Origin of the sequence: Paraburkholderia sp. EG304 (assembly GCF_046543485.1) — a bacterium.
Lineage (GTDB): Bacteria > Pseudomonadota > Gammaproteobacteria > Burkholderiales > Burkholderiaceae > Paraburkholderia > Paraburkholderia youngii.
The window spans coordinates 25961-49786 of record NZ_JBKGUA010000048.1; the positions used below are offsets into that span (position 1 = coordinate 25961).

The 23826-nt window shown below is 65.5% G+C and carries 23 protein-coding genes; 20 read left to right on the forward strand and 3 right to left on the reverse strand.

The genetic code is table 11. From position 1 onward, the window contains the following. Positions 1-639: 639 nt before the first annotated feature. The 20 genes from flhD to ACLFKU_RS34680 all read left to right on the forward strand — a co-directional run bounded on the left by flhD (position 640) and on the right by ACLFKU_RS34680 (position 22774). Positions 640-960, forward strand: a complete 321-nt coding sequence (flhD, locus tag ACLFKU_RS34585; RefSeq protein ID WP_176109964.1) for a flagellar transcriptional regulator FlhD — start codon at positions 640-642, stop codon at positions 958-960. Further along, complete coding sequence (flhC, locus tag ACLFKU_RS34590) at positions 960-1610, forward strand: flagellar transcriptional regulator FlhC (protein ID WP_410852147.1); 651 nt, start codon at positions 960-962, stop codon at positions 1608-1610. Before flhD ends, flhC begins: the two co-directional genes overlap by 1 nt. A 136-nt stretch (positions 1611-1746) precedes the next feature. Continuing rightward, positions 1747-2607, forward strand: coding sequence for a flagellar motor stator protein MotA (motA, locus tag ACLFKU_RS34595; protein ID WP_368585652.1), 861 nt, complete (start codon positions 1747-1749; stop codon positions 2605-2607). A 22-nt stretch (positions 2608-2629) separates the two neighbouring features. Next, positions 2630-3640 (forward strand): flagellar motor protein MotB, encoded by a 1011-nt coding sequence (gene motB / locus ACLFKU_RS34600; RefSeq protein ID WP_013090903.1) that lies wholly within the window; start codon positions 2630-2632, stop codon positions 3638-3640. A gap of 83 nt (positions 3641-3723) precedes the next feature. After that, the gene (locus ACLFKU_RS34605; protein ID WP_176109968.1) at positions 3724-4101 is read left to right on the forward strand and encodes a response regulator; all 378 of its coding nucleotides are present in this window, start codon (positions 3724-3726) and stop codon (positions 4099-4101) included. Between the two features lie 96 nt (positions 4102-4197). Then, the gene (cheA, locus tag ACLFKU_RS34610; protein WP_368585653.1) at positions 4198-6534 is read left to right on the forward strand and encodes a chemotaxis protein CheA; all 2337 of its coding nucleotides are present in this window, start codon (positions 4198-4200) and stop codon (positions 6532-6534) included. 78 nt (positions 6535-6612) lie between these two features. Continuing rightward, the gene (locus ACLFKU_RS34615) at positions 6613-7146 is read left to right on the forward strand and encodes a chemotaxis protein CheW (protein ID WP_368585654.1); all 534 of its coding nucleotides are present in this window, start codon (positions 6613-6615) and stop codon (positions 7144-7146) included. A 39-nt stretch (positions 7147-7185) separates the two neighbouring features. Further along, entirely contained in the window at positions 7186-9048 is a 1863-nt protein-coding gene (locus ACLFKU_RS34620; protein WP_368585655.1) for a methyl-accepting chemotaxis protein, read from the forward strand. A gap of 204 nt (positions 9049-9252) precedes the next feature. Next, positions 9253-10215 carry a CheR family methyltransferase gene (locus ACLFKU_RS34625; protein WP_410852148.1) on the forward strand — a complete coding sequence of 321 codons (963 nt, stop codon included), beginning with the start codon at positions 9253-9255 and terminating at the stop codon, positions 10213-10215. Next, the gene (gene cheD, locus ACLFKU_RS34630; RefSeq protein ID WP_368585657.1) at positions 10212-10925 is read left to right on the forward strand and encodes a chemoreceptor glutamine deamidase CheD; all 714 of its coding nucleotides are present in this window, start codon (positions 10212-10214) and stop codon (positions 10923-10925) included. Before ACLFKU_RS34625 ends, cheD begins: the two co-directional genes overlap by 4 nt. Before the next feature lie 5 nt (positions 10926-10930). After that, positions 10931-12019, forward strand: coding sequence for a chemotaxis response regulator protein-glutamate methylesterase (locus ACLFKU_RS34635; protein ID WP_176124469.1), 1089 nt, complete (start codon positions 10931-10933; stop codon positions 12017-12019). Positions 12020-12080: 61 nt separating this feature from the next. Next, positions 12081-12476: a chemotaxis response regulator CheY gene (cheY, locus tag ACLFKU_RS34640; protein WP_368585658.1), complete on the forward strand. Its 396-nt coding sequence runs from the start codon at positions 12081-12083 to the stop codon at positions 12474-12476. Position 12477: 1 nt separating this feature from the next. After that, entirely contained in the window at positions 12478-13188 is a 711-nt protein-coding gene (cheZ, locus tag ACLFKU_RS34645; protein ID WP_176109974.1) for a protein phosphatase CheZ, read from the forward strand. Positions 13189-13525: 337 nt separating this feature from the next. Further along, complete coding sequence (locus ACLFKU_RS34650) at positions 13526-14071, forward strand: DUF2844 domain-containing protein (RefSeq protein ID WP_410852149.1); 546 nt, start codon at positions 13526-13528, stop codon at positions 14069-14071. Between the two features lie 14 nt (positions 14072-14085). Beyond that, the gene (locus ACLFKU_RS34655) at positions 14086-15399 is read left to right on the forward strand and encodes a DUF3443 domain-containing protein (RefSeq protein WP_410852150.1); all 1314 of its coding nucleotides are present in this window, start codon (positions 14086-14088) and stop codon (positions 15397-15399) included. Between the two features lie 175 nt (positions 15400-15574). Next, positions 15575-16810, forward strand: coding sequence for a flagellar biosynthesis protein FlhB (flhB, locus tag ACLFKU_RS34660; RefSeq protein ID WP_410852151.1), 1236 nt, complete (start codon positions 15575-15577; stop codon positions 16808-16810). Beyond that, on the forward strand, positions 16807-18909 hold the full coding sequence (gene flhA / locus ACLFKU_RS34665; RefSeq protein ID WP_410852152.1) for a flagellar biosynthesis protein FlhA: 2103 nt from the start codon (positions 16807-16809) through the stop codon (positions 18907-18909). The genes flhB and flhA overlap by 4 nt, the downstream gene beginning before the upstream one ends. 282 nt (positions 18910-19191) lie before the next feature. Further along, entirely contained in the window at positions 19192-21147 is a 1956-nt protein-coding gene (gene flhF, locus ACLFKU_RS34670; RefSeq protein ID WP_410852153.1) for a flagellar biosynthesis protein FlhF, read from the forward strand. Next, positions 21140-22009: a MinD/ParA family protein gene (locus ACLFKU_RS34675; protein WP_368585664.1), complete on the forward strand. Its 870-nt coding sequence runs from the start codon at positions 21140-21142 to the stop codon at positions 22007-22009. The genes flhF and ACLFKU_RS34675 overlap by 8 nt, the downstream gene beginning before the upstream one ends. Positions 22010-22039: 30 nt before the next feature. Then, positions 22040-22774: an RNA polymerase sigma factor FliA gene (locus ACLFKU_RS34680; RefSeq protein WP_368585665.1), complete on the forward strand. Its 735-nt coding sequence runs from the start codon at positions 22040-22042 to the stop codon at positions 22772-22774. A gap of 94 nt (positions 22775-22868) precedes the next feature. Here ACLFKU_RS34680 and ACLFKU_RS34685 read toward each other — a convergent pair whose 3' ends face one another. The 3 genes from ACLFKU_RS34685 to ACLFKU_RS34695 form a co-directional block, all read right to left on the reverse strand. Next, positions 22869-23279 (reverse strand): type II toxin-antitoxin system HicB family antitoxin, encoded by a 411-nt coding sequence (locus ACLFKU_RS34685; RefSeq protein ID WP_368585666.1) that lies wholly within the window; start codon positions 23277-23279, stop codon positions 22869-22871. After that, positions 23276-23458 (reverse strand): type II toxin-antitoxin system HicA family toxin, encoded by a 183-nt coding sequence (locus ACLFKU_RS34690; protein ID WP_410852154.1) that lies wholly within the window; start codon positions 23456-23458, stop codon positions 23276-23278. The genes ACLFKU_RS34685 and ACLFKU_RS34690 overlap by 4 nt, the downstream gene beginning before the upstream one ends. A 161-nt stretch (positions 23459-23619) precedes the next feature. After that, positions 23620-23826 (reverse strand): hypothetical protein (locus ACLFKU_RS34695; RefSeq protein WP_410852155.1); only part of this gene is annotated, 207 nt, incomplete at its 5' end.

The window sequence follows — 23826 nt, forward strand, 5'->3', positions numbered from 1 at the left end:
CCGAAATAGGTATCGGGTAATCCCTTAGCCTCCATTATCGGGATCGACCGCGGTAATTCGAGTTATTTTTCAAACGCTTAATGTTGTTACAGCGCGAAACATGGACCGTTACAGCCTGGATACACAGTCCAATCGCAACCGTCCCATGATCGGCAAACGCAATTGCGCCGACTCAATCGAGCGCGCCACAGGCGAAATGCACCGTAGCAAGCAGCGGACCCGGGGGTCGGATGAATGGAAAACGCGGGTAACGGAGGCGGATGGCAGGCGGGTGAAAACGTCTTATAATTCTTTTTCACCGTCTTACGGTGCGGTGATGAAATTCTAAAAACTCACCAACCGGTACACGCCGCAGCCGTAAATATTCCCAGTGCGCATCATCGGTCCCGCCCAGCGCCTCAATTCGTCCCAATTTGGGCCTCGCCGCACCCTGGCTTGTAGGAATTATTCCTACACAAATGACGGATTAATCCGTCATCCCGGTGGGGTGTCTCTCCGATTTTCGGCTGTGCCCCCTTTCGAGACAATGCTTGCAAGACCAGAGACGAGTCGATTCGCGCGGGTTAAGCGCGCGCGTTCGAGCAAACGTTTCCGCAAAAAAAATCGGCCTGACCAGCCGGGCATACGAACGGGGGAATCATGAGCACGACCAGCCACATGCTCAGTGAGATCAGAGAAGTCAACCTGTCCTATCTGCTGCTCGCCCAGCGTCTGCTGCGCGAAGACAAGCCGATGGGCATGTTCCGCATGGGTATTTCGGACCAGCTGGCCGACGTGCTCGCCAACCTGTCGTTGGCGCAGACCGTCAAGCTCGCGGCGTCCAACCAGATGCTGTGCCGCTTCCGCTTCGACGATCACGCGGTACTGTCCGCCCTCGCGGACAAGGACAAGTCGAGCGCGATCGCGCAGGCTCATTCGGCCATCCTGATGGCGAGCCAGCCGGTCGAGCAGCTCGGCTGATGGCCAGTAAGAGCGTCGTACTCGAAGCCCAACAAATCACCCTCGCGATCGAGCTGATCGAACTGGGCGCGCGTCTGCAATTGCTGGAGGCTGAAACCAGCCTGTCGCGCGACCGGCTCATCAAGCTGTACAAGGAACTGAAAGGGGTGTCGCCGCCCAAGGGCATGCTGCCGTTTTCGACCGACTGGTTCATGACCTGGCAGCCGAACTTTCATTCATCGCTGTTCTACAACATCTACCGTTTCATGGCCGGCTACGGCGGCTGCCGCGCGATCGAATCGATCGTGAAGAGCTACCGGCTGTATCTGGAGCACGTGCAGTTGCACGACGACGAGCCGGTGCTCAGTCTCACGCGCGCGTGGACGCTGGTGCGCTTCTTCGACTCGGGCATGCTGCAGCTGAGCGCCTGTCGCCGCTGCGGCGGCCACTTCGTCGCGCACGCGCACGATCCGCAGCACGCGTTCGTTTGCGGGCTGTGTCAGCCGCCGTCGCGCGCGGGCAAAACGAAAAAAGCAGCGCAAACGCGGGCCGAGCGGCAAACCGCCGTCGCCGGAATCCCGGCCGGAGTGCCGCAGGTGGCCGACACGCGGGCTCACGAGGTCCGCCGCACCGCTCCCACGCTCGACACCCTCGCCACCGCCGAAGTTTGAGCGGCGCACGTTGAGGCAGCGCAAGCCTCTGGTTTACACCGGACGCGAGCGCCGTCTTTTTCCCCAAAGTTTTCCGCCTCGGTGCCGTAAACCTGACTAACGACGGTGACCGTCGCATTTTTGTGAGGGCTCGGCAGTGCTGATATTCGTGGGAACACTCGTGACGCTGTTGTCCGTCTTCGGCGGTTACGCGCTGGAAGGGGGCCATCTCGGCGCGCTGCTGCAACCCGTTGAGGTGCTGATGATCGCCGGCGCCGGACTTGGCGCGTTCATTCTCGGTAACGGGATGAAGACGATCAAGGCGACACTGCGCGTCATTCCGACCCTGTTCAAGGGCGCGAAGTACAACAAGGACGTCTACATGGAGCTGATGGGGCTCCTGTACGTGCTGCTCGCGAAAGCGCGCAAGGAAGGCACGCTGACGCTCGAAGCCGACATCGACGATCCGTCGAAGAGCCCGATCTTCACGCAGTACCCGAAGATCCTCGCCGACAAGCACATCATCGAGTTCCTGACCGACTACCTGCGGCTGATGGTCGGCGGCAACATGAATGCGTTCGAGATCGAAAGCCTGATGGACGAGGAGATCGAAACGCACCATCAGGAAGGCGAGGCGCCCGCCCAGGCGCTGAGCAAGGTCGGCGACGCGATGCCGGCGTTCGGTATCGTCGCCGCGGTGATGGGCGTCGTGCACACGATGGCCTCGGCCGACAGGCCGCCCGCGGTGCTCGGCGAGATGATCGCGCAGGCGCTGGTCGGCACCTTCCTCGGCATTCTGCTTTCGTACGGGCTGATCGGACCGCTCGCGAGCGTCGCCGAACAGCGCGTGACCGAGTCCACCAAGATGTTCCAGTGCATCAAGGTGACGATCCTCGCGAGCCTGAACGGCTACGCGCCGGCGATCGCGGTCGAGTTCGGCCGCAAGGTGCTGTTCTCGACCGAGCGCCCGTCGTTCGCCGAGCTCGAAGAGCACGTGCGCCGCGTCAAGGCGAAATAAGGCGGCGACGGGAACCGAATCGATGAGCAGCAAGGACAAAGACCGCGCAATCGTTGTCAAGCGCTCGGCACCGAGGAAGCACGGTCATCACGGTGGCGCATGGAAGCTCGCCTACGCGGACTTCATGACCGCCATGATGGCGTTCTTCCTGCTGATGTGGCTGCTGAGCTCGGCCTCGACCGTGCAGCTGAAGGGCATCGCCGAGTACTTCAATCAGCCGCTGAAGATCACGCTGTGGGGCGGCGATCGCAGCGCCGAAGACTCGAGCATCCTGAAGGGCGGCGGGCGTGACATCTCGACCGACGCGCAGGGCGTGACCCGCTCGACCGACGGCAGCAGCAACCGCGCCGAGCGCACCGCGTCGCGCAACAACGAAGACTCGGTGAAGCAGCTGCAGGGCGAGCTCGAACGCCGCGAGCAGGTGCGCCTGCACGACCTGCAGGTCAAGCTGATGGCCGCGATCGAGGCGAACCCGGTGCTGCGCCAGTTCAAGCAGCAGATCCGCATCGACTCGACCCTGACCGGCCTGCGCATCGAGATCGTCGACTCGCAGAAGCGGCCGATGTTCGCGACCGCGCGCGACGTCGTCGAACCGTACATGCGCGACATTCTGCGCGAGATCGGCCACACGCTGAACGACGTGCCGAACCGCATCATCGTCCAGGGCCACACCGACGCCGTGCCGTACGCGGGCGGCGAGAAGGGCTATAGCAACTGGGAGCTGTCGGCCGACCGCGCGAACGCGTCGCGGCGCGAGCTGGTCGCGGGCGGCATGGACGAAGCGAAGGTGATGCGCGTGCTCGGCCTCGCGTCGACGCAGAACCTGAACAAGGCGGACCCCCTTGATCCGGAGAACCGTCGCATCAGCATCATCGTGTTGAACAAGAAGTCCGAGGCGGCGCTCGATCACGACGATTCGACGACGACCACGCTGTCGGACGACGCAGCCGGCTCGAAGCCGCTGCTGCAAAAACTTGCGCAGCCGGTGACGGCTGCACCGAAGTTGCCGGCGGCGGCGCCGCCGGCAAAGTAACAGACCGCGGCCGCCGGGCCGGGGCCCGCGCCCGAGCGGCGCGCCCCGCCAGGCGGCCCAGTGTTTAGCGCAGCGAGGTTTTCATGATCAGGCACATCCTGGCAGTCGACGATTCGGCATCGATGCGGCAGATCCTCGCCGCGACGCTGACAGGCGCCGGCTATGAGGTCACGCTCGCGGCGGACGGCAACGAAGGGCTCGAAAACGCGCTCGCGATGGCGTTCGATCTCGTGTTGACCGACCAGCATATGCCCGGCAAGACCGGTCTCGATCTGATCACCGCGCTGCGCGGAAATCCAGCCTACCAGGCGACGCCCATCCTCGTCCTCACGACGGAATCGGGCGAGCCCTTCAAAGAGGCGGCGCGCGCAGCGGGTGCGACCGGCTGGATCGAAAAGCCGCTCGACCCGGACATGTTGACCGAGCTGGTGGCGGCGCTGGCCGAACCGGACCCGGATTGATCCGCGCAATCAATACCTTTAGACACAGTACCGATAGCTCTCGACGCGCCTCTCCGGCAACTCACGCCAGACAGGCACTCTCGCGGTGAACCAGGCATGACACTCGACATCACACAGTTCTATCAGACGTTCTTCGACGAAGCGGACGAACTGCTCGCGCAGATGGAGCAATTGCTGCTCAATCTCGACGTGGCCCGCCCGGACCCCGAAGACCTCGCGGCGATCTTTCGCGCCGCGCATTCGATCAAGGGCGGCGCGGCGACGTTCGGCTTCACCGCGCTCACCGAGACCACGCACATTCTCGAGTCGCTGCTCGATCGCGCGCGCAATAACGAGCTGGTGCTGCGCAAGGACATGATCGACACGTTCCTGGAAACCAAGGACGTGCTTTCCGGCCAGCTCGCCGACTACCGCGCGAGCGCCGAGCCCGACGCCGAGGTGGCGCGCGCGATCTGCGCGAAGCTCGAGCAGCTGCACGCGGAAAGCCGCATGGGCGGCGCGCCGGCAGCGGCAGCCGTCGAGCCCGCGCCGGTCGCGGCGCAGGCGGCAACCCAAACAACAACAGCAACAACCGCGGTACAGCAGCAAGGCGGCACCCCGCCTGAGCACGTCGTCGAACAGGCGGTGCAAATGGCGGGCGAATGGATGGACGGCGAACCGGCACAGACCGGGCAAGCCGCGGGCACGGACGACAGCGCCGGCCCACATCTGAAAATCACGCTACGGGGCGTGGGAGAGAAAGACCAGGAACTGCTCGCCGAAGAGCTGGGCAACCTGGGCAATATCGTCGGGCAGGTCAAGAGCGGCGGCGATCTGATGCTGTGGCTCTCGAGCGACGTACCCTCCGACGACATCATCGCCGTGTGCTGCTTCGTGATCGACGAAAGTCAGATCACGATCGGCCGCGGCACCGCGCCGGCGGACGACGCGCAGCAGGGCGAACCTGGAACGCCCGCCGCTGCCGCCGCTCCGGCACCGGCGCAAAGCGCGCCTGTCGCCCCCGCCGCTCCGGCGGCGCAAGCGCAGGCGCAGCCGGTCGTTCATGCGGAGCAGCCGGCATCGTCGGCTCCGGCGGCTCACGCCGCGGCGCCCGCAAGCGCGGCCAGTCACGCCGACAGCATCGAGCCGCCGCCAGCGCCGCCCGCGGCGGCTCCCGCGGCAGCCAAACCCGCTTCGGCCGGGTCCGCCGAACACGACCGCAAGGCGGCCCGCCCGGCCGCCGCGGCGGCGAGCGGCGAAGGCAGCTCGATTCGCGTCGGCGTCGAGAAGGTCGATCAGCTGATCAACCTGGTCGGCGAACTGGTGATCACGCAGGCGATGCTCGCGGAGACCACCAGCACGTTCGATCCGGCGCTGCACGACCGGCTCTTCAACGGCATGGCGCAGCTCGAGCGCAACGCCCGCGATCTGCAGGAAGCGGTGATGTCGATCCGCATGATGCCGATGGATTACGTATTCAGCCGCTTCCCGCGTCTGGTGCGCGATCTCGCGGCGAAACTCGGCAAGGAGGTCGAACTCGTCACCTTCGGTCAGGCGACCGAACTCGACAAGAGCCTCATCGAACGGATCATCGATCCGTTGACGCACCTCGTGCGCAACAGTCTCGACCACGGCATCGAAACGGTCGAGGCGCGGCGCGCGGCGGGCAAGGATTCGACCGGTCAGCTGGTGCTGTCGGCGGCCCACCATGGCGGCAACATCGTCATCGAGGTCAGCGACGACGGCGCGGGCCTGCGCCGCGACAAGATTCTCGCGAAGGCGGCCAAGCAGGGCATGCAGGTCAGCGAAACGATGACCGACGAGGAAGTCTGGAACCTGATCTTCCTGCCGGGCTTCTCGACCGCCGAGCAGGTCACCGACGTGTCCGGCCGCGGCGTCGGCATGGACGTGGTGAAGCGCAACATCCAGTCGATGGGCGGTCACGTCGAGATCACGTCGCACGCGGGCAAGGGCAGCACCACGCGGATCGTGCTGCCGCTCACGCTGGCGATTCTCGACGGCATGTCGGTGAAGGTCGGCAACGAGATCTTCATCCTGCCGCTGAACTTCGTGATGGAGTCGCTGCAGCCGCAAGCCGAAGACATCTACACGGTCGCCAACGGCGAGCGCGTGGTGCGCGTGCGCGGCGAATACCTGCCGCTCGTCGCGTTGCACGAGGTGTTCAACGTGTCGGAAGCGAAGCAGGAGCCGACCCAGGGCATCGTCACGATCATGCAGACCGAGGGACGGCGCTTCGCGATGCTGATCGACGAACTGGTCGGCCAGCAGCAGGTGGTCGTGAAGAATCTGGAAACGAATTACCGCAAGGTACACGGCATTTCCGCGGCGACCATTCTGGGCGACGGCAGCGTCGCGCTGATCGTGGACGTCGCGGCGCTGAACCGCGAAACGCGTCATGCGCATGGGCATGCGCAGGCGATGAGCCTCGCGTGACGCTTGCAGCAAACGCCGCAATGACAGACACCGCAACACAACTTCAACTCAATTCATCCCAACCGTTTGGGGGCTAACGTGGCAGAAGTCCAATCCATCAATTCGAGCGTCGCAAACGCGAGCGGTACGAATGGCCGCCGCGACGCGCAGGCGGACGCCGGCGGTCAGGAATTCCTCGTCTTCACGCTCGGCGCGGAAGAGTACGGCATCGACATCCTGAAGGTGCAGGAAATCCGCGGCTACGACAACGTGACGCGCATCGCCAACGCGCCCGAGTTCATCAAGGGCGTGATCAACCTGCGCGGCATCATCGTGCCGATCGTCGATATGCGGATCAAGTTCCATCTGGGCCGCGTCGAGTACGACCATCAGACCGTCGTGATCATCCTGAACGTCGCGCATCGCGTGGTCGGGATGGTCGTGGACGGCGTGTCGGACGTGCTGACGCTGGCGATCGACCAGATCATGCCGGCGCCGGAATTCGGCGCGACGCTGACGACCGAATACCTGACCGGCCTCGGTACGGTCGACGGCCGCATGCTGATCCTGATGGACATCGAGAAGCTGATGACCAGCTCCGAGATGGCGCTGACCGAGACGCTCGGCGTCTGACGGCATGCAGCAACGGAACCCGGCACAAGGAGCATCAACATGCTGAGCAGGTGGTCGATCCGCACGTCGCTGACGATGGTGGGGATTCTTCTGGTGACGCTGACCGTGGCGGTCGGCGCGCTCGGGCTGACCGCGCTGAATCGCGCGAGCGGCTCGCTCGAACGCATCGCGCGCGGCGAACTGGTCGCGATTCATGCGCTCGACGACGCGTCGGCGTCTCTACTGCGCGCGCGCATCGCGATCGAACGCTTCAACACGCTGACGGCCGCCGGCAAGGCGGACGAGGCGAAGAAGGCACTCGATCGCGCGCAGGAGCTGCTCGGCAAGAGCAATCAGAGCTGGCAGGCGTATCTCGACGCGCCGAAGCACGGCGTCGAGCAGCCCTTGCTCGACGATGTGCTCGCCAAACATACGACGGTGATGCACGACGGCGTCGACGTCGAATTCGCCGCGTTGAATGCGAACAATCTCGACGCGTATCACGCGGTCGCGGACACCAAGATCAGCCCGATGTTCATCGCCTACGACGCGGCGGCCGCCGCGGTGATCCAGGCGCTGCAGCAGAGCGTGGCCGATCAGGAGGCGAGCGCGCAGTCGAACACATCGCTGATGATCACGCTGATCAGCGTGATCACGGTGTTCGCGCTGCTGGTGGTGGTCGGCATCAGCTTCGCGCTGCGCGGGCTCATCGTGCAGCCGCTGAAAGACGCGACCGCGTGCTTCGAGCGGATCGCCGCGGGCGACCTGTCCACCCCGGTCGAGGCATTCAGCAACAACGAAATCGGCCGCCTGTTCGCGGGCATCAAGCGGATGCAGGAAAGCCTCGCGACGATGCTGCGCGCGGTGCGCAGCGGTACCGAATCGATCGACACCGGCGCGCGCGAAATCGCGATGGGCAACACCGATCTGTCGCAGCGCACCGAGCAGCAGGCGGCGTCGCTGCAGGAAACCGCGTCGAGCATGGATCAGCTGACCGGCACCGTGCGGCAGAACACCGAGAACGCGCGCCAGGCGAGCCAGCTCGCCGTCAACGCGTCGGACATCGCGACGCGCGGCGGCGAGGTGGTGAGCCAGGTCGTCACGACGATGCAGGAAATCGCGACCAGTTCGAACAAGGTCGTCGACATCATCGGCGTGATCGAGGGCATCGCGTTCCAGACCAACATCCTCGCGCTGAACGCGGCGGTCGAAGCCGCGCGCGCCGGCGAACAGGGCCGCGGCTTCGCGGTGGTCGCGGGCGAAGTGCGCAGCCTCGCGCAGCGCAGCGCGAGCGCCGCGAAAGAGATCAAGGAGCTGATCGGCGATTCGGCCGACAAGGTGAAGAGCGGCTCCGAACTGGTCGGCCGCGCGGGCACGACGATGGACGAAATCGTCCAGGCGGTGCGCCGCGTGACCGACATCATGGGCGAGATCAGCGCGGCGTCGGAAGAGCAGTCGAGCGGCATCGAGCAGGTCAATCGCGCGGTCGTGCAGATGGATTCGGTCACGCAGCAGAACGCGGCGCTGGTCGAACAGGCGGCCGCCGCGGCGGCGTCGCTCGAAGACCAGACGCGCCAGTTGCAGGCGGTGCTGAGTGGCTGGAAGGTGACCGGCGGCACACCGGCGCGTCAAAGCGCACCGGCGACGCCGCGTTCGCAAGCCTCCGCGCAGTTCGCCAAGGCCGCACCGCAAGCAGCGAGCGCGGCGACGCCGGTGAACCCGGCCGGCGCGAGCAGCGAAGCGAAGGCAACCGCTGCGGCCCCGGCGGCCCCGGCCCAGCACGAGGCAGCCGCACGAGTCGAACCGGCATTGAAGTCCAGGCCGGCCGCAGCAGCGGCTCGCGCGACGACCGACACGCCCGCGCGCGCCGCTCCGGCGAGCACGGCGAAGGCAAGCTCGGACGCGGACTGGGAAACGTTTTAGGCAACGGCAGAGTGATATGTGGTCAACCGGCATCGCGCCCGCGGATGGGCGAAGCATCGAAGCACGCGCAGCACGCGTGTCGCGAGCCGGCCGTATGTCGATGGTACTCGCGGGAGGGCGCGACCCCGCGAAGACAATTCCTACCTCCCAGCCAGTCCGGCTGGGCGGCGAGCGTGATGGCTCATATCGCAGACAGGAATTTTGATGATGGCAACGCGCGCAACACAACGCCCCGTGCGGGCGGCACCTGACGGCATCGAGCCGGCCAGGTCCGTCGAGACGGGACGCGATTTCGAATTCACGGCGGCGGATTTCGCCCGCATCCGCGATCTGATTCATCGCGTGGCGGGCATCTCGCTGTCGGACCACAAGCGCGACATGGCGTATAGCCGCCTCGCGCGACGCTTGCGGGCGCGCGGCATCGATACGTTCCGCCAGTATCTCGATCTGCTCGAAGCGGAAAACGATCCGGCCGAGTGGGAAGCGTTCACCAATGCGCTGACCACCAACCTGACCGCGTTCTTTCGCGAAGCCCATCACTTTCCGATCCTCGCCGAGTTCGTGCCGCGCCGGTCGCAACCGGTGTCCGTGTGGTGCTCGGCGGCATCGACCGGCGAGGAGCCGTACTCGATCGCGATGACGCTGATCGAGGCGCTCGGCGAGACCGGCGCGCGCCAGGCGTCGGTGCTCGCGACCGACATCGACACCCAGGTGCTCGCGAAGGCCGAGGCCGGCGTCTACCAGTTCGATCAGGTCAAGCACCTGTCCCCCGAGCGCCTGAAGCGCTTCTTCCTGAAGGGCACGGGCGCGCATGCGGGGATGGTCAAGGTGCGACCCGAAGTGCGCGCGCTCGTGCGCTTCGAGCAACTGAACCTGACCGATCGCGATTACCAGTTGCGCACGCAGTTCGACGCGATCTTCTGCCGCAACGTGATGATCTATTTCGACAAGCCGACGCAGGCGCAGGTGCTGGCGCGCTTCGAGCCGCTGGTGAAGCCGGGCGGCCTGCTGTTCGCCGGTCATTCGGAAAACTTCACGTACGTGACGCAGGCGTTCCGGCTGCGCGGCCAGACCGTCTATGAACTGACGCGCGACGCCAGCGGCGCGCGCGCGCCGTCGCGCGCGAACGCGCATGACGCGCATCAGGCGAGCGGGGTGGCCGCATGAGCAGCACGCTGCCGATCGCTACCAACCTGTACTACGACAACCACTTCCAGCGCCCCGGCGTGAAGCTGTTGCCCAACGAGTTCTACACGACGAGCGAAGACATGGTGCTCGTGACCGTACTCGGCTCGTGCGTCGCGGCCTGCATCCAGGACCGCACCGCGGGCATCGGCGGCATGAATCACTTCATGCTGCCCGACGACGGCGCGGACGTCGCGCAGGCCGCGTCGGACTCGATGCGCTACGGCGCGTACGCGATGGAAGTGCTGATCAACGAACTGATCAAGGCGGGCGGCCGGCGCGAGCGCTTCGAGGCCAAGGTGTTCGGCGGCGGCGCGGTGCTCGCGGGTATGACGACGATGAACATCGGCGACCGCAACTCGGAGTTCGTGCGCCGCTATCTGGCCACCGAAAAGATCCGCATCGTCGCCGAGGACCTGCAGGGCTCGCATCCGCGCAAGGTCGCGTTCATGCCGCGCACCGGTCAGGTGATGGTGAAGAAATTGCGCTTGCAACAGGAAGCGGGCGTCGCCGAGCGCGAACAGGCGCTCGTGCGGCAGAGCGCCGAAGCGCGCGCCGAGCGGCTCGCCGCGGCGCGCAGCCGGGTCGAGCTGTTCGCGAAGCCGGCCGCCGCGCGGCCGAAAATCGAACTGTTCGGCGCGAGCCCGCGCCCGACTTATTCCAACAACGCCAGAACCACAGAGGAGGCGTGAGCGCTGTGCAAAAGATCAAGGTATTGTGCGTCGACGATTCGGCGCTGATCCGCAGCCTGATGACCGAGATCATCAATGGCCAGCCGGACATGACGGTGGTGGCGACGGCGCCCGATCCGCTCGTCGCGCGCGAGCTCATCAAGCAGCACAACCCGGACGTGCTGACGCTCGACGTCGAAATGCCGCGCATGGACGGCCTCGATTTTCTCGAGAAGCTGATGCGTCTGCGGCCGATGCCGGTCGTGATGGTGTCGTCGCTGACCGAGCGCGGCAACGAAATCACGCTGCGCGCGCTCGAACTCGGCGCGGTCGATTTCGTGACCAAGCCGAAGGTCGGCATTCGCGACGGCATGCTGGACTACGCGGAAAAGCTCGCCGACAAGGTTCGCGCGGCGGCCCGCGCGCGCGTGCGCCAGGCGGCGCCCGCGCAGCAGGCGGCCACTCAGGCGGCGCACGCGCCGGTCGGCTCCGCGCCGCTTTTCAACAACCCGCTGCTGAGTACCGAGAAGCTGGTCATCGTCGGTGCGTCGACGGGCGGCACCGAGGCGATTCGCGAAGTGCTGGTGCCGCTGCCGCCCGATGCGCCCGCGGTGCTGATCGCGCAGCACATGCCGCCGGGCTTTACGAAATCTTTTGCGCAACGCCTCAATGGTTTGTGCCGGATTACCGTTAAAGAAGCAGAGCACGGCGAGCGGGTGCTGCCGGGGCACGCATACATCGCGCCGGGCCACGCGCATCTGTTGCTCGCGAGGAGCGGTGCGAACTATATTGCGCATCTGTCCGACGACCCGCCGGTGAACCGGCATCGTCCGTCGGTCGATGTGCTGTTCCGCTCGGCCGCGCAGCACGCGGGCAAGAACGCGGTCGGCGTGATTCTGACCGGCATGGGGCGCGACGGCGCGGCCGGTCTGCTGGAGATGAGAAAGGCGGGTGCCTACACGCTGGCGCAGGACGAGGCGAGCTGCATCGTGTTCGGCATGCCGCGCGAGGCGATCGCGCTCGGTGCGGCCGACGAAATCGCCTCGCTGCCGGACATGAGCCGGCGCGTGATGGCGCGTTTGTCGTCGATGGGTGACCGCGTTCAGCGGGTATGATGCGTGCCGGATGGAATGACGCGGTTCAACGCCGCAACATGGATCAAGCAAAGGGAAAGAAATGGATAAGGGAATGAAGATTCTGGTGGTTGACGATTTTCCGACGATGCGCCGGATCGTCCGCAACCTGCTGAAGGAACTGGGCTACTCGAACGTCGACGAGGCGGAAGACGGCGCGGCCGGTCTCGCGCGTCTGCGCAGCGGCAACTACGAGTTCGTGATCTCGGACTGGAACATGCCGAACCTCGACGGCCTCGCGATGCTGAAGGAAATTCGCGCCGACGCGAGCCTCGCGCATCTGCCGGTGCTGATGGTGACGGCCGAGTCGAAGAAGGAAAACATCATCGCGGCGGCGCAGGCCGGCGCGAGCGGTTACGTCGTCAAGCCGTTCACGGCCGCGACGCTCGACGAGAAGCTCAACAAGATCCTCGAGAAGATGGCGAAAGCCGGGAGCTGACGTGACGCCGCCGACCCAAACGCCTGGCGCCGAAGCGGGCAGCGATAGCGGCGACTTCGCGTCGGACCGCATCCTTGCCCGTATCGGTCAACTGACGCGCACGTTGCGCGATTCGATGCGCGAGCTCGGGCTCGACAAGCACGTCGAGCGCGCGGCCGAAGCCGTGCCCGATGCGCGCGACCGGCTGAAGTACATCGCCAACATGACCGAGCAGGCCGCCGAGCGCGTGCTGTCGGCGATCGACATCGCGAAGCCGATCCAGGAGCAGTTGCAGAAAGACGCGTGCACGCTCGACGCGCGCTGGGAGCAGTGGTACGCGGCGCCGATCGAACGCGAGGAAGTGCGCGCGCTGATGAACGACACGCGCACCTTCCTGCGCGGCGTGCCCGACTCGACCAGCGCGACCAACTCGCAGCTGATGGAGATCATGCTCGCGCAGGACTTCCAGGATCTGACCGGCCAGGTGATCAAGAAGATCACCGAGGTCGTCTATCTGATCGAGCAGCAGCTGCTCGGCGTGCTGGTCGAAAACATCGCGCTCGAACGGCGCGAGCAGTTCGCGGCGCACGCGGCGGCTCTGAAGGCCGAGGTGTCGTCGACGGGCAGCCCCGAGCATCTGCTCAACGGTCCGCAGATCAATCCGGAAGGCAAGACGGATGTGGTCCAGGATCAGTCGCAGGTCGACGATCTGCTTGCGAGTCTCGGTTTCTGATCAGGCGATTCGGCCCGGCAAGCGCGCCGGGCTGGTGCTTTCTCCGCGATTTACGCCAAACACGCGGTAAATCAGCACCGACTCCACATCTTCTTTACGATTTCCTGCTAGTAATAGCCGGTAAATCGCACGTGCGGGCGCACCTTGCGCCGGCTGAAAGAATCCGCAGGCATACTACGAGGTCAAAGCGGTACGGCACCCGGCCCGCGCACCGCCGGGCAGTCGCGTGGTGAGGGGATCCCTCGGCATTGCGGCCACGGTGGCGCCGTATCATCTGCCTATAAGCGGCCGCTTCGCGTAACCGGCGAAGCGCACCGCGGCCCGGGAGGAGCTTCTCATGTGGAGTCGTATTCGTCGCGCCGGAGTTACGGCGCTCGTGTTGCCATGTTCGTTACTGGCCCTGACGGCCGCGCAGTCAGCCCATGCGGCGCTGGGCAGCGCGCCGCTTACCCCACCGTCCGACGCGTCGGTGTCGTCCCGCGTGGTGCAGCCCTCCAGCGGATCATCGCAAAGTGTGATGCGTTCCCAAGCGAGCGGGGCATCGTCCACCTCTTCCACACCTGCTTCCTATACGGTACGCGAGACCACGTTCGGCAACGGCACCGTGGTGCGCGAATATCTGAGCACGAGTGGCGCGGTATTCGGCATTGCGTGGCGTGGTCCGCAAATGCCCGACCTCAATGATCTGCTCGGCAATTATTTCCCGCAGTACGTGGCCGGCGTGAAGGCCGCTCGGGCCGCGCGCGGCAACGCGCGGGGGCCGGTCGCCGTGAATGACAGCGACATCGTGGTGCATTCGGGCGGCCATATGGGCGCGTTCAGCGGCGTCGCGTGGCTGCCGTCAGCGCTACCGGCCGGCGTCAGCGGCTCCGACATCCAGTAACGGCGAGGACGACGATGCGAATCATGCTCACGACCGCGAATCTGAAAGGCTGGATGCAGGCCGCCCTTGCCGTGCTGCTGACGGCGACGCTCGTTGCCTGCGGAGGAGGTGGCGGTAGCGATGACAACTCGAACAATGGCGGCGGCGCGTCCAACGGACTGAACGGCGGTTCGCTGCCGCCCAGCCCGACCCAGCAGCCGATTTCCGCGAACGCGTCGAACACGGTGCCGATCACGGTCGGCCGGGGCGCGGCCGGTGTCATCAACATCCCGACCGTCAGCGTGACGATCTGCGCGCCGGGCTCGACCGCCAACTGCCAGACCATCAACAACATTCAGCTCGATACCGGCTCGTTCGGCTTGCGCGTGGTCAGCTCGGTACTCAATTCGACGCTGCTCGGCGCGCTGCCGGTCAGCACGATCGGCGGCAACGGCGCGCAGCTCGCCGAGTGCGCGACGTTCGCGGACGGCTTCACGTGGGGCTCGGTGCGCACCGCGCTCGTGACGATCGGCGGTGAAACGACGACCGGCGCCATTCCGCTGCAGATCATCGGCGACAAGCCCACCAGCACGGTACCCACGCGCGGCTGCGGCAGCGGTTCGCCCCAAAACACGGTCAGCGATCTGGGCGCCAACGGCATTCTCGGCGTCGGCACCGCGCCGACCGATTGCGGCGCGACCTGTGCGAACCCGGTGACCGCGGTGACCTACAGCAACTACTTCGCCTGCCCGAACGGCACGTCGTGCAGCCGCACCGCGGTGCCGCTCAACCAACAGGTGGCCAACCCGGTCGCGAACTTCCCGCTCGACAACAACGGTGTGATCGTACAGATGGCACCCGTGTCGGACTTCGGGCAGGCGTCGGCGACCGGCACGCTGGTGTTCGGCATCGGCACGCAGGGGAACAACCCGCTCGCCGCTGCGCAGGTCTTCACGACCGACCCGTTCGGCGACCTCAACAACAGCACCTTCAACGGCGCGACGGTCCAGGCGTTCCTCGATTCCGGCTCGAACGGCTATTTCTTCACCGATAGCTCGATCGCGCTGTGCGGCAGCCAGTTCGCGGGCTTCTATTGCCCGTCGTCGGCGCAAACCCGCACGGTCACGCTGGTGGGATTGAACAAGGTGTCGGCGGTTGCGAGCATCGGCATTCTGAATGCGCAGACGCTGTTCGCGAACGGCAGCAACTTCGCGTTCAACAACCTCGCCGGTCAGATCGGCGGCAACGCCAGCTTCGACCTTGGTCTGCCGTTCTTCTACGGCCGCCATGTGTACTACCACCTCGATCAGACCGCGAGCGGCGGTCCTTCCCCATTCGTCGGCTACTAAAGCCGCACGTCTATCCGATGCCGGACGGCGCGCGTGAGACACGCGCGAGCCGTCCGGTCATCCGTCGAAATACCCCCGTTTCTCCTTCTTTATCCGCCGATCGGCGCTTGCGTCGAGCAGGAATAATCGCTCTCACTGGAAAGAGGCGCCGTGCCTCGGCCGACTGGAGAGCTATGTGGCAGAGGACAGCGACCTCGAAAAAACCGAATCCGCCACCCCTCGGCGCCTGCAGAAGGCGCGCGAGGAGGGGCAGATCGTACGTTCGCGGGAACTGTCGACCTTCGCGCTGCTCGCGGCCGGGTTCTACGGTGTATGGGGCATGTCGGGCAACATCGGCGACCATCTGCAGAACATGGTGCGTGCGTCGCTGATGTTCAACCACGCGAGCGTGTTCGACACGAACCGCATGCTGATCGGCGCGGGCACGGCCGGTCGCGAAGGACTGTATGCGCTCTTGCCAGTGCTCGGCGTCACCGGACTGGCCGCGCTGCTCGCACCGATGGCGCTGGGCGGCTGGCAGCTCTCGGCGAAAGGGCTCGAGCCCAAGTTCAACCGGCTGAACCCGATCGAGGGCTTCGGCCGGATGTTTTCGATCAACGGACCGATCCAGCTCGGCATGTCGCTCGCGAAGACGCTGGTGGTGGGTCTGATCGGCGGCACGGCGATCTGGAATCGCCACGAGCAATTCCTCGCGCTCGCGACGCAGCCGCTCGAAGTCGCACTCGCCAACTCCATGCATCTGATCGCGGTGTGCTGCGGCATGACGGTGGCCGGCATGTTCGCGGTGGCCGCGCTCGACGTCCCGTATCAGCTGTGGTCGTTCCACAAGAAGCTGCGCATGACGAAGGAAGAAGTGAAGCGCGAGCATCGCGAGAGCGAAGGCGATCCGCACATCAAGGGCAAGATTCGCCAGCAGCAGCGCGCGATCGCGCGGCGCCGCATGATGGCGCAAGTGCCGAAGGCCGACGTGGTCGTCACGAACCCGACGCACTTCGCGGTCGCGCTGCAATACACGGACGGCGAGATGCGCGCGCCGAAGGTGGTCGCCAAGGGCGTGAACCTCGTGGCCGCGCGGATTCGCGAAATCGCCACCGAAAACAACGTGCCGCTGCTCGAAGCGCCGCCGCTCGCGCGGGCGCTTTATCACAACGTCGATCTGAATCGCGAGATTCCGGGGCCGCTCTATGGCGCGGTCGCCGAAGTGCTCGCGTGGGTCTATCAGTTGCGCCGCTTCAAGGCCGAAGGCGGCGACGTGCCGCTCGCGCCGACCGAACTCGACGTGCCGCCGGAACTCGACAAGGGCGGCGTGTCGGACGAGGACGCCGCCGAAGAAGCCGCGGACACGCTGAACCCGACCGCCGACAACGCCAACGACGCCACTAGCGGCGACAACAACGGAGCCTCCGCATGAACGCTCGCGCCGGTTTCCTCGCCCGACGGCCGGATGCGCTGAGCAGCACCAACCTGCGCGCCCTCGCCGGGCCGGTGCTGATCTGCATGATCCTCGGCATGATGATTCTGCCGTTGCCGCCGTTCCTGCTGGATCTGCTGTTCACGTTCAACATCGCGCTGTCGGTGATGGTGCTGCTCGTCAGCATGTACACGATGAAGCCGCTCGACTTCGCCGCGTTCCCGAGCGTGCTGTTGTTCTCGACGCTGCTGCGGCTGTCGCTGAACGTCGCCTCGACGCGGGTCGTGCTGCTCGAAGGCCATACCGGCCCCGATGCGGCCGGCCAGGTGATCGAGTCGTTCGGCCACTTCCTCGTCGGCGGCAACTTCGCGGTCGGTATCGTCGTGTTCGTGATCCTGATGGTGATCAACTTCATGGTGATCACCAAGGGCGCGGGCCGGATCGCCGAAGTGTCCGCGCGCTTCACGCTCGACGCGATGCCCGGCAAGCAGATGGCGATCGACGCCGATCTGAACGCCGGCCTCATCAACGAAGAGCAGGCGCGTAAGCGTCGCACGGAAATCTCGCAGGAAGCCGAGTTCTACGGCTCGATGGACGGTGCGAGCAAGTTCGTGCGCGGCGATGCGATCGCCGGTCTGCTGATCATGGTGATCAACATCATCGGCGGGCTGATCGTCGGGATGGTCCAGCACGACATGAGTTTTGCCGCGGCGGGCAAGAACTACACGCTGCTGACGATCGGCGACGGCCTCGTCGCGCAGATTCCGTCGCTGGTGATTTCGACGGCGGCCGGCGTGATCGTGTCGCGCGTCGCGACCAACGAAGATATCGGCACGCAGCTGACGGGGCAGCTCTTCACGAACCCGCGCGTGCTGATGATCACGGGCTGCATTCTCGTGCTGATGGGCCTGATCCCGGGCATGCCGCACTTCGCTTTCCTGATTCTGGGCGGCGGCCTGATCCAGCTCGGCCGCACGATGAAGAAGCGCAACGAGGAGCGCAAGAACGCGCCGGCGCTCGTCGACGTCGCGCCGGCCGCGCTCGCGCCGGTCGAAAACGCCGAGGCGAGCTGGGACGACGTGACGATGATCGACACGCTCGGCCTCGAAGTCGGCTACCGGCTGATTCCGCTTGTCGACAAGAACTCGGACGGCGAGCTGCTCAAGCGGATCAAGAGCATCCGCAAGAAGTTCGCGCAGGAAATCGGCTTCTTGCCGCCGGTCATTCATATCCGCGACAACCTCGAATTGCGGCCGAACGGTTATCGGATCGCGTTGAAGGGCGTCGAGGTCGGTTCGGGTGAGGCGTACCCGGGCCAGTGGCTCGCGATCAACCCGGGTCAGGTGTCGGCCGCGCTGCCGGGCACGCCGACCCAGGACCCGGCGTTCGGCCTGCCCGCTATCTGGATCGATACGAACCTGCGCGAGCAGGCGCAGGTGTACGGCTACACGGTCGTCGATTCGAGCACGGTGGTCGCGACCCACCTGAATCACCTCGTCGTCACGCATGCGTCGGAGCTGCTCGGCCGCCGCGAGGTGCAGTCGTTGGTCGAGCGGATGCAGAAGGACACGGCGTCGCTGGTCGACGATCTGGTGCCGAAGATGCTGCCGCTCACCACGCTGCAAAAGGTGCTGCAGAACCTGCTCGAAGAAGGCGTGCCGATCCGCGACATGCGCACGATCCTCGAAGCGCTCGCCGAGCACGCGACCAAGATCACCGACCCGCACGAGCTGACCGCCGCGGTGCGGCTCGCGCTGGGTCGCGCGATCACGCAGCAGTGGTTCCCCGGCACCGCCGACATGCAGGTGATGGGCCTCGACGCGAACCTCGAACGGGTGCTGTCGCAGGCGCTCTCGACCGGACCGAACCCGGGTCTCGAACCGGGTCTCGCGAACACGCTGCTCAGCGAAACGCAGAAGGCGATGATGCGTCAGCAAAACCTCGGCCTCGCGCCGGTGCTGCTCGTGCAGCACGCACTGCGGCCGATGCTCGCGCGCTTCCTGCGCCGCAGCCTGCCGCAGCTGAAAGTGCTGTCGTATGCGGAAGTGCCCGATACGCGCAACGTCAAGGTGGTGAACCTGATCGGCGCGCACGGCTGACGCAGGCCGCTCGCTCGTGACTGTCGATACGACGCAAACCGGCGCTCCAGTGGGGCGCCGGTTTTTGTTTGCGCTTGCGATTCCGTCTGCCGTTGGATCGGTAAAAACGCCTTTGCGGGCCTCCGCAGGCGGTATGCCTGCCGTGTGTCCATCGCGCGAATTGCCCGCCTTTAACGGTCTTTATCCATCGATCGTCGCCCGACGCGTTTCGCAATAATTGATCGCAATGGGAAGCGGTGTATTGCCGGTCCGTCAGTCCGTATACCTCATCGGGGGTCCAGCTTGAACATTCGTAAATTTGTCGGTGCTACCAGTCGCGATGCGTTGCGTCTCGTTCGCGAAGCACTGGGCGCCGATGCGGTCGTGCTGTCGAATCGGACGATGGACGACGGCAGCGTCGAAATCGTCGCGCTCGCCGATAGCGATCTGGCCGCGATCACGCCGAAGGCGCGCGAAGGCGCGGCATCGACGGCGGCCCCGCGAGGCTTGTCCGCGGCGCCGATGAATCCGTATGCGAGTGCCATGCCGGACGTGTTTTCGTCGGTGTTCGGCGCGAGCCCGGAAGCGGGTGCCGAAGCGATGCCGGCGATCGAGCCTGCGAATGCAGCCGCGGATTCGATGGGCGGCCCGGCGAACAGGACGCCGCTCAATTCGGCGCTCAATTCCGCGGTCGGCCAGGCGGCCGACATGCTGTCCGCGACCGAAGCAGCGCCGGCCTCGTTACCCGCCGGTTCGCCAGTTGGCCCGGCGATGCTGGGCGCGAGCGGCGCGTCCGCGGCCATCGCGACGAGCGCCGCGCCCGTCGCGAGCCAGCCCGCTGCCGCCGCGCCTTCCGGCGCGAGCGCCCGCGCCGCATCCACGCGCCTGTCGAAAGACATCCGCGCGGATCTGCTGAAGGCCGCCGGCGTGCCGGTAGCGCCGGCCGTCGCAGCGAGCGAGGCCGCCGCGCCGCGCACGATGGCCGAATCGAATCCGTGGCTGATCGATCACGCGCGCCGCATCGCGGCCGAGCAGCAGCAACAGGACGGCCAATACAGCGCACGTCCCGCCGCGATGACGCCCGCCGTCGCGACCGCCAAAGGCCTCGGCAACGCGGTCGACGCGCGGCCGGTGATCGACACGCCCGACTGGGCGCGCGAAGCCGCCGAAGTCGCCGCGCGCCGCAGCGCGCAGAAGATCGCGCCGGCGTCCCCTAGCGACGAGGGCCGCACGCCGGCCGCCGTCGCCGAAGCGATCAAGGGGCGCATGGAGCAGGTCGTCCGGGACACCGTGATGAACGAGCTGTCGTCGATGCGCGACATGATGGAAGAGCAATTCGCGGGTCTGATGTGGGGCGATCGACAGCGCCGCAGTCCGGCGCGCGCCGCGCTCACCAAGCATCTGTTCGCCGCGGGCTTTTCCGCGCAGCTCGTGCAGATGCTGGTCGACAACATGCCCGAAACCGTCGACACGATGGACGGCGGCATGGACTGGGTGCGCTCGGTGCTCGAATCGAACCTGCCGGTGATGGAAAACGAAGACGCGCTGATGGAGCGCGGCGGCGTGTTCGCGCTGATGGGGCCGACCGGCGTCGGCAAGACGACCACCACCGCGAAGCTCGCCGCGCGCTGCGTGATGCGCTTCGGCGCGAGCAAGGTGGCGCTGCTGACCACCGACAGCTACCGCATCGGCGGTCATGAACAGCTGCGCATCTTCGGCAAGATTCTCGGTGTTTCCGTGCACGCGGTGAAGGACAGCGCCGATCTGCGACTCGCGCTCTCTGAATTGCGTAACAAGCACATCGTGCTGATCGACACGATCGGCATGAGCCAGCGCGACCGCCTCGTGTCCGAGCAGATCGCGATGCTGAGCCGCGCCGGCCAGCCGGTGCAGCGTCTGTTGCTGCTCAACGCAACGAGCCACGGCGACACGCTGAACGAAGTCGTGCAGGCTTATCAGCGTGCGCCGGACCAGCATCCGCTCGCCGGCTGCATCCTGACCAAGCTCGACGAAGCGACCAACCTCGGCGGCGTGCTGGATACGGTGATCCGCTACAAGCTGCCGGTGCATTACGTATCGACCGGACAGAAGGTGCCGGAGAACCTGTACGTCGCGACGAAGAAATTCCTGATCAAGAGCACCTTCTGCATTCCGCGCGACAACTCGCCGTTCGTGCCGCACGACGACGACATCCCTGCTTTGCTGTCCTCGCTTTCCGCACGTTCGACGGCCGAGCTGCACGAGGTTCGCTTTGGATAAGTTCGGTTCAGATCAAGCCGAAGGGTTACGGCGGTTGCTCGCGCGCGGCGGTGCGCGCGTGATCGCGCTGGCGGGTGCGTCGTCGCGCGTCGGCAATACGACAGCGGCGGTGAACCTCGCCGCGGCGCTCGCGCAGCAGGGCAAGGACGTGTTGGTGATCGACGAATGCGTCGGTGAGAACTCGGTGAGCGCAATGCTTGGCGGCTTGCGCGGCGCGGGCAACTTCGCGGCGGTGATGCGCGGCGACACGCCGGTCGACTTCGCCGCAGCGCGTCACCCGCTCGGCTTTTCGGTGCTGGCCGCGTCGCGCAACAACCGCGAGGGTCACACGGAGGCCGAACTCAGCGCGCTGCTCGGCGGCTCGGCCGACATCGTGCTGATCGACGCGCAGCTCGACGTCGAAGGGCATCTGTCGCCGCTCGCGAAGCAGGCGCACGACGTGATGATCGTCGCGCGCATGTCGGGCGAGGCGATCACCGACGCGTATGCGTGCATCAAGCGATTGCACTACGCGCACGCGATCGCGCAGTTGCGCGTGCTCGCCAATCACGTGCAAAGCGCCAACGACGCGCAAGCCGCGTTCGCGAAGCTCGCCGGCGTGGCCGGCCGTTACCTGACCGTCGCGTTGGAATGCGCCGGCTGCATCGCGGCCGACGTGCGCATGGCGCGGGCGCTCGAGCTGTCGCGCTGTGTGGTCGATGCGTTTCCGTCGACCCCGGCCGCGCGCGACTTCCGCCATCTCGCCGCCGAATTGCAGTACTGGCCGATGCGGCCAGCGATGTCGTCGCAAACGCCCTGGCGGGCGCCTGCGACAGTTACAGCGGCGCACCACGCCGACCAACCGTCCGCGCATCACGCTTAAAAGGCGTGCACGAAGGATAAGGGGAGCACGATGTACAACGCTCAGGGAAAGATTTCTCAGGCCGACGTTCTGACGAAATACGCACCGCTCGTGCGTCGACTCGGCTTGCAGCTTGTCGCAAAAATGCCGGCGAGCGTCGATCTCGACGACCTGATCCAGGCCGGCATGATCGGCTTGCTGGATGCCGCCGGCCGCTACAAGGAAGACCAGGGCGCACAGTTCGAGACCTATGCCAGCCAGCGGATTCGCGGCGCGATGCTCGACGAGCTGCGCAGCAACGACTGGTTGCCGCGCAGCCTGCGCCGCACGTCGCGCGAAGTGGAATCCGCGGTGCACAAGGTGGAGCAGAACCTGGGCCGCTCGGCGAGCGAGGCGGAAGTCGCCGAGCACCTGCAGATGCCGCTCGACGAATATCAGTCGATGCTGCAGGACCTGCACGGCAGCCAGCTGATCTACTACGAAGACTTCGACCGCTCCGCCGACGACGAACCTTTTCTGGACCGCTACTGCGTCGATCATTCCGATCCGCTGTCGGCGCTGCTCGACGACAGCTTGCGCTCGGCGCTCATCGAAGCGATCGACCGCTTGCCGGAGCGTGAGAAGCTGCTGATGTCGCTGTACTACGAGCGCGGCATGAATCTGCGCGAGATCGGCGCGGTGATGGAAGTCAGCGAATCGCGCGTATGCCAGTTGCACAGCCAGGCGGTGGCACGCCTGCGCGCCCGGTTACGCGAAATGGCCTGGGCGAACGCCGAAACGAACTGACGCGACCGCGGGGCAGGCCGGCGATCTTCAGGCGCTGCCGTTCAGATGCGGCGGTGCGACGATGCCGATGCACGCCGATGCCGCCCACCGTTGCTCAAGCGTCCGCCATTTCATGTTCGGCGGCGAGCGCGAGAAACGCCGAGCGCGACATGCCGCGCGCCTGTGCATACGCGTCGATCTCCTGCACCAGCACCTCGGGCAACGAGATATTGATGCGAACCGCCTTCTTCAACGCCGGGATATTGCGCGTTGTCACGAAACCCCATGTGAACCCCTCGAACTCAGGATTGCGCCGATGCTCGCCGAGCGTGAGCGGCTCGGGCAGCGGCAAGCCTTCGTCGAGCAAGGTTTCGAGATGCGATTCGATCGCCTCTTTCGCGTTCGCATACGCTTGTTCGAGCGTGTCGCCCGCGGAGTAGCAGCCCGGGATATCGGGCACCACGACGCCGAACGCGTGCGTGTTGTCTCCGGGTTCGATGGCGATCGGAAAGATCAGATGCTTCATTTGAGCCCCGCTTGTTTCAGAATGCTGTTCAGGGTGCCGGCCGGCAAATCTTTTTTCGGAGGGGGGACGGTGACGAGCCCCCGCTTTCCCGCGTGCCTGAAATGATGATGACTGCCCGCTATGCGGACGAGCTGCCAGCCATTTGCTTGAATCAATTTGACGACCTCGGCACTGTTCATACATCACACCCTCCATCATACACACACCTACACAAACTCACTAGCAGACAAGATTTCGCCCGTCGATGCTCGGCCCCCTCGAAGCCGCGGCGTCTGAGAAACCTCGAACGAAGTCATCATTTCAACGTGATGAGGTCGATTGGCGCCAGCTAGCCGAACGGCTAACGCGGCGTGGAATGCGGAGGAAAGTGGGTGAAAAAGCGGTGGCGAAAAATGAAAAGGCCCGTCATCGACGGGCCTTTTCGAATGTAAGGGACTTCCCCGTCCCGAGGCTGCGGCGGAAGCCGCGGTTCGGCATCAAAGTGCCATGATGAGGTCTGAGCCTTCATCAATACCCACAGGAGGGGAAATCCATGCCCATTGTTACC

Coding starts and splice junctions, on each gene's coding strand:
- flhD (WP_176109964.1), top strand. CDS start 640: ATGAGCACGACCAGCCACATGCTCAGTGAGATCAGAGAAGTCAACCTG.
- flhC (WP_410852147.1), top strand. CDS start 960: ATGGCCAGTAAGAGCGTCGTACTCGAAGCCCAACAAATCACCCTCGCG.
- motB (WP_013090903.1), top strand. CDS start 2,630: ATGAGCAGCAAGGACAAAGACCGCGCAATCGTTGTCAAGCGCTCGGCA.
- ACLFKU_RS34605 (WP_176109968.1), top strand. CDS start 3,724: ATGATCAGGCACATCCTGGCAGTCGACGATTCGGCATCGATGCGGCAG.
- cheA (WP_368585653.1), top strand. CDS start 4,198: ATGACACTCGACATCACACAGTTCTATCAGACGTTCTTCGACGAAGCG.
- ACLFKU_RS34620 (WP_368585655.1), top strand. CDS start 7,186: ATGCTGAGCAGGTGGTCGATCCGCACGTCGCTGACGATGGTGGGGATT.
- ACLFKU_RS34625 (WP_410852148.1), top strand. CDS start 9,253: ATGATGGCAACGCGCGCAACACAACGCCCCGTGCGGGCGGCACCTGAC.
- cheD (WP_368585657.1), top strand. CDS start 10,212: ATGAGCAGCACGCTGCCGATCGCTACCAACCTGTACTACGACAACCAC.
- cheY (WP_368585658.1), top strand. CDS start 12,081: ATGGATAAGGGAATGAAGATTCTGGTGGTTGACGATTTTCCGACGATG.
- ACLFKU_RS34650 (WP_410852149.1), top strand. CDS start 13,526: ATGTGGAGTCGTATTCGTCGCGCCGGAGTTACGGCGCTCGTGTTGCCA.
- ACLFKU_RS34655 (WP_410852150.1), top strand. CDS start 14,086: ATGCGAATCATGCTCACGACCGCGAATCTGAAAGGCTGGATGCAGGCC.
- flhA (WP_410852152.1), top strand. CDS start 16,807: ATGAACGCTCGCGCCGGTTTCCTCGCCCGACGGCCGGATGCGCTGAGC.
- ACLFKU_RS34680 (WP_368585665.1), top strand. CDS start 22,040: ATGTACAACGCTCAGGGAAAGATTTCTCAGGCCGACGTTCTGACGAAA.
- ACLFKU_RS34685 (WP_368585666.1), bottom strand. CDS start 23,279: ATGAAGCATCTGATCTTTCCGATCGCCATCGAACCCGGAGACAACACG.
- ACLFKU_RS34690 (WP_410852154.1), bottom strand. CDS start 23,458: ATGAACAGTGCCGAGGTCGTCAAATTGATTCAAGCAAATGGCTGGCAG.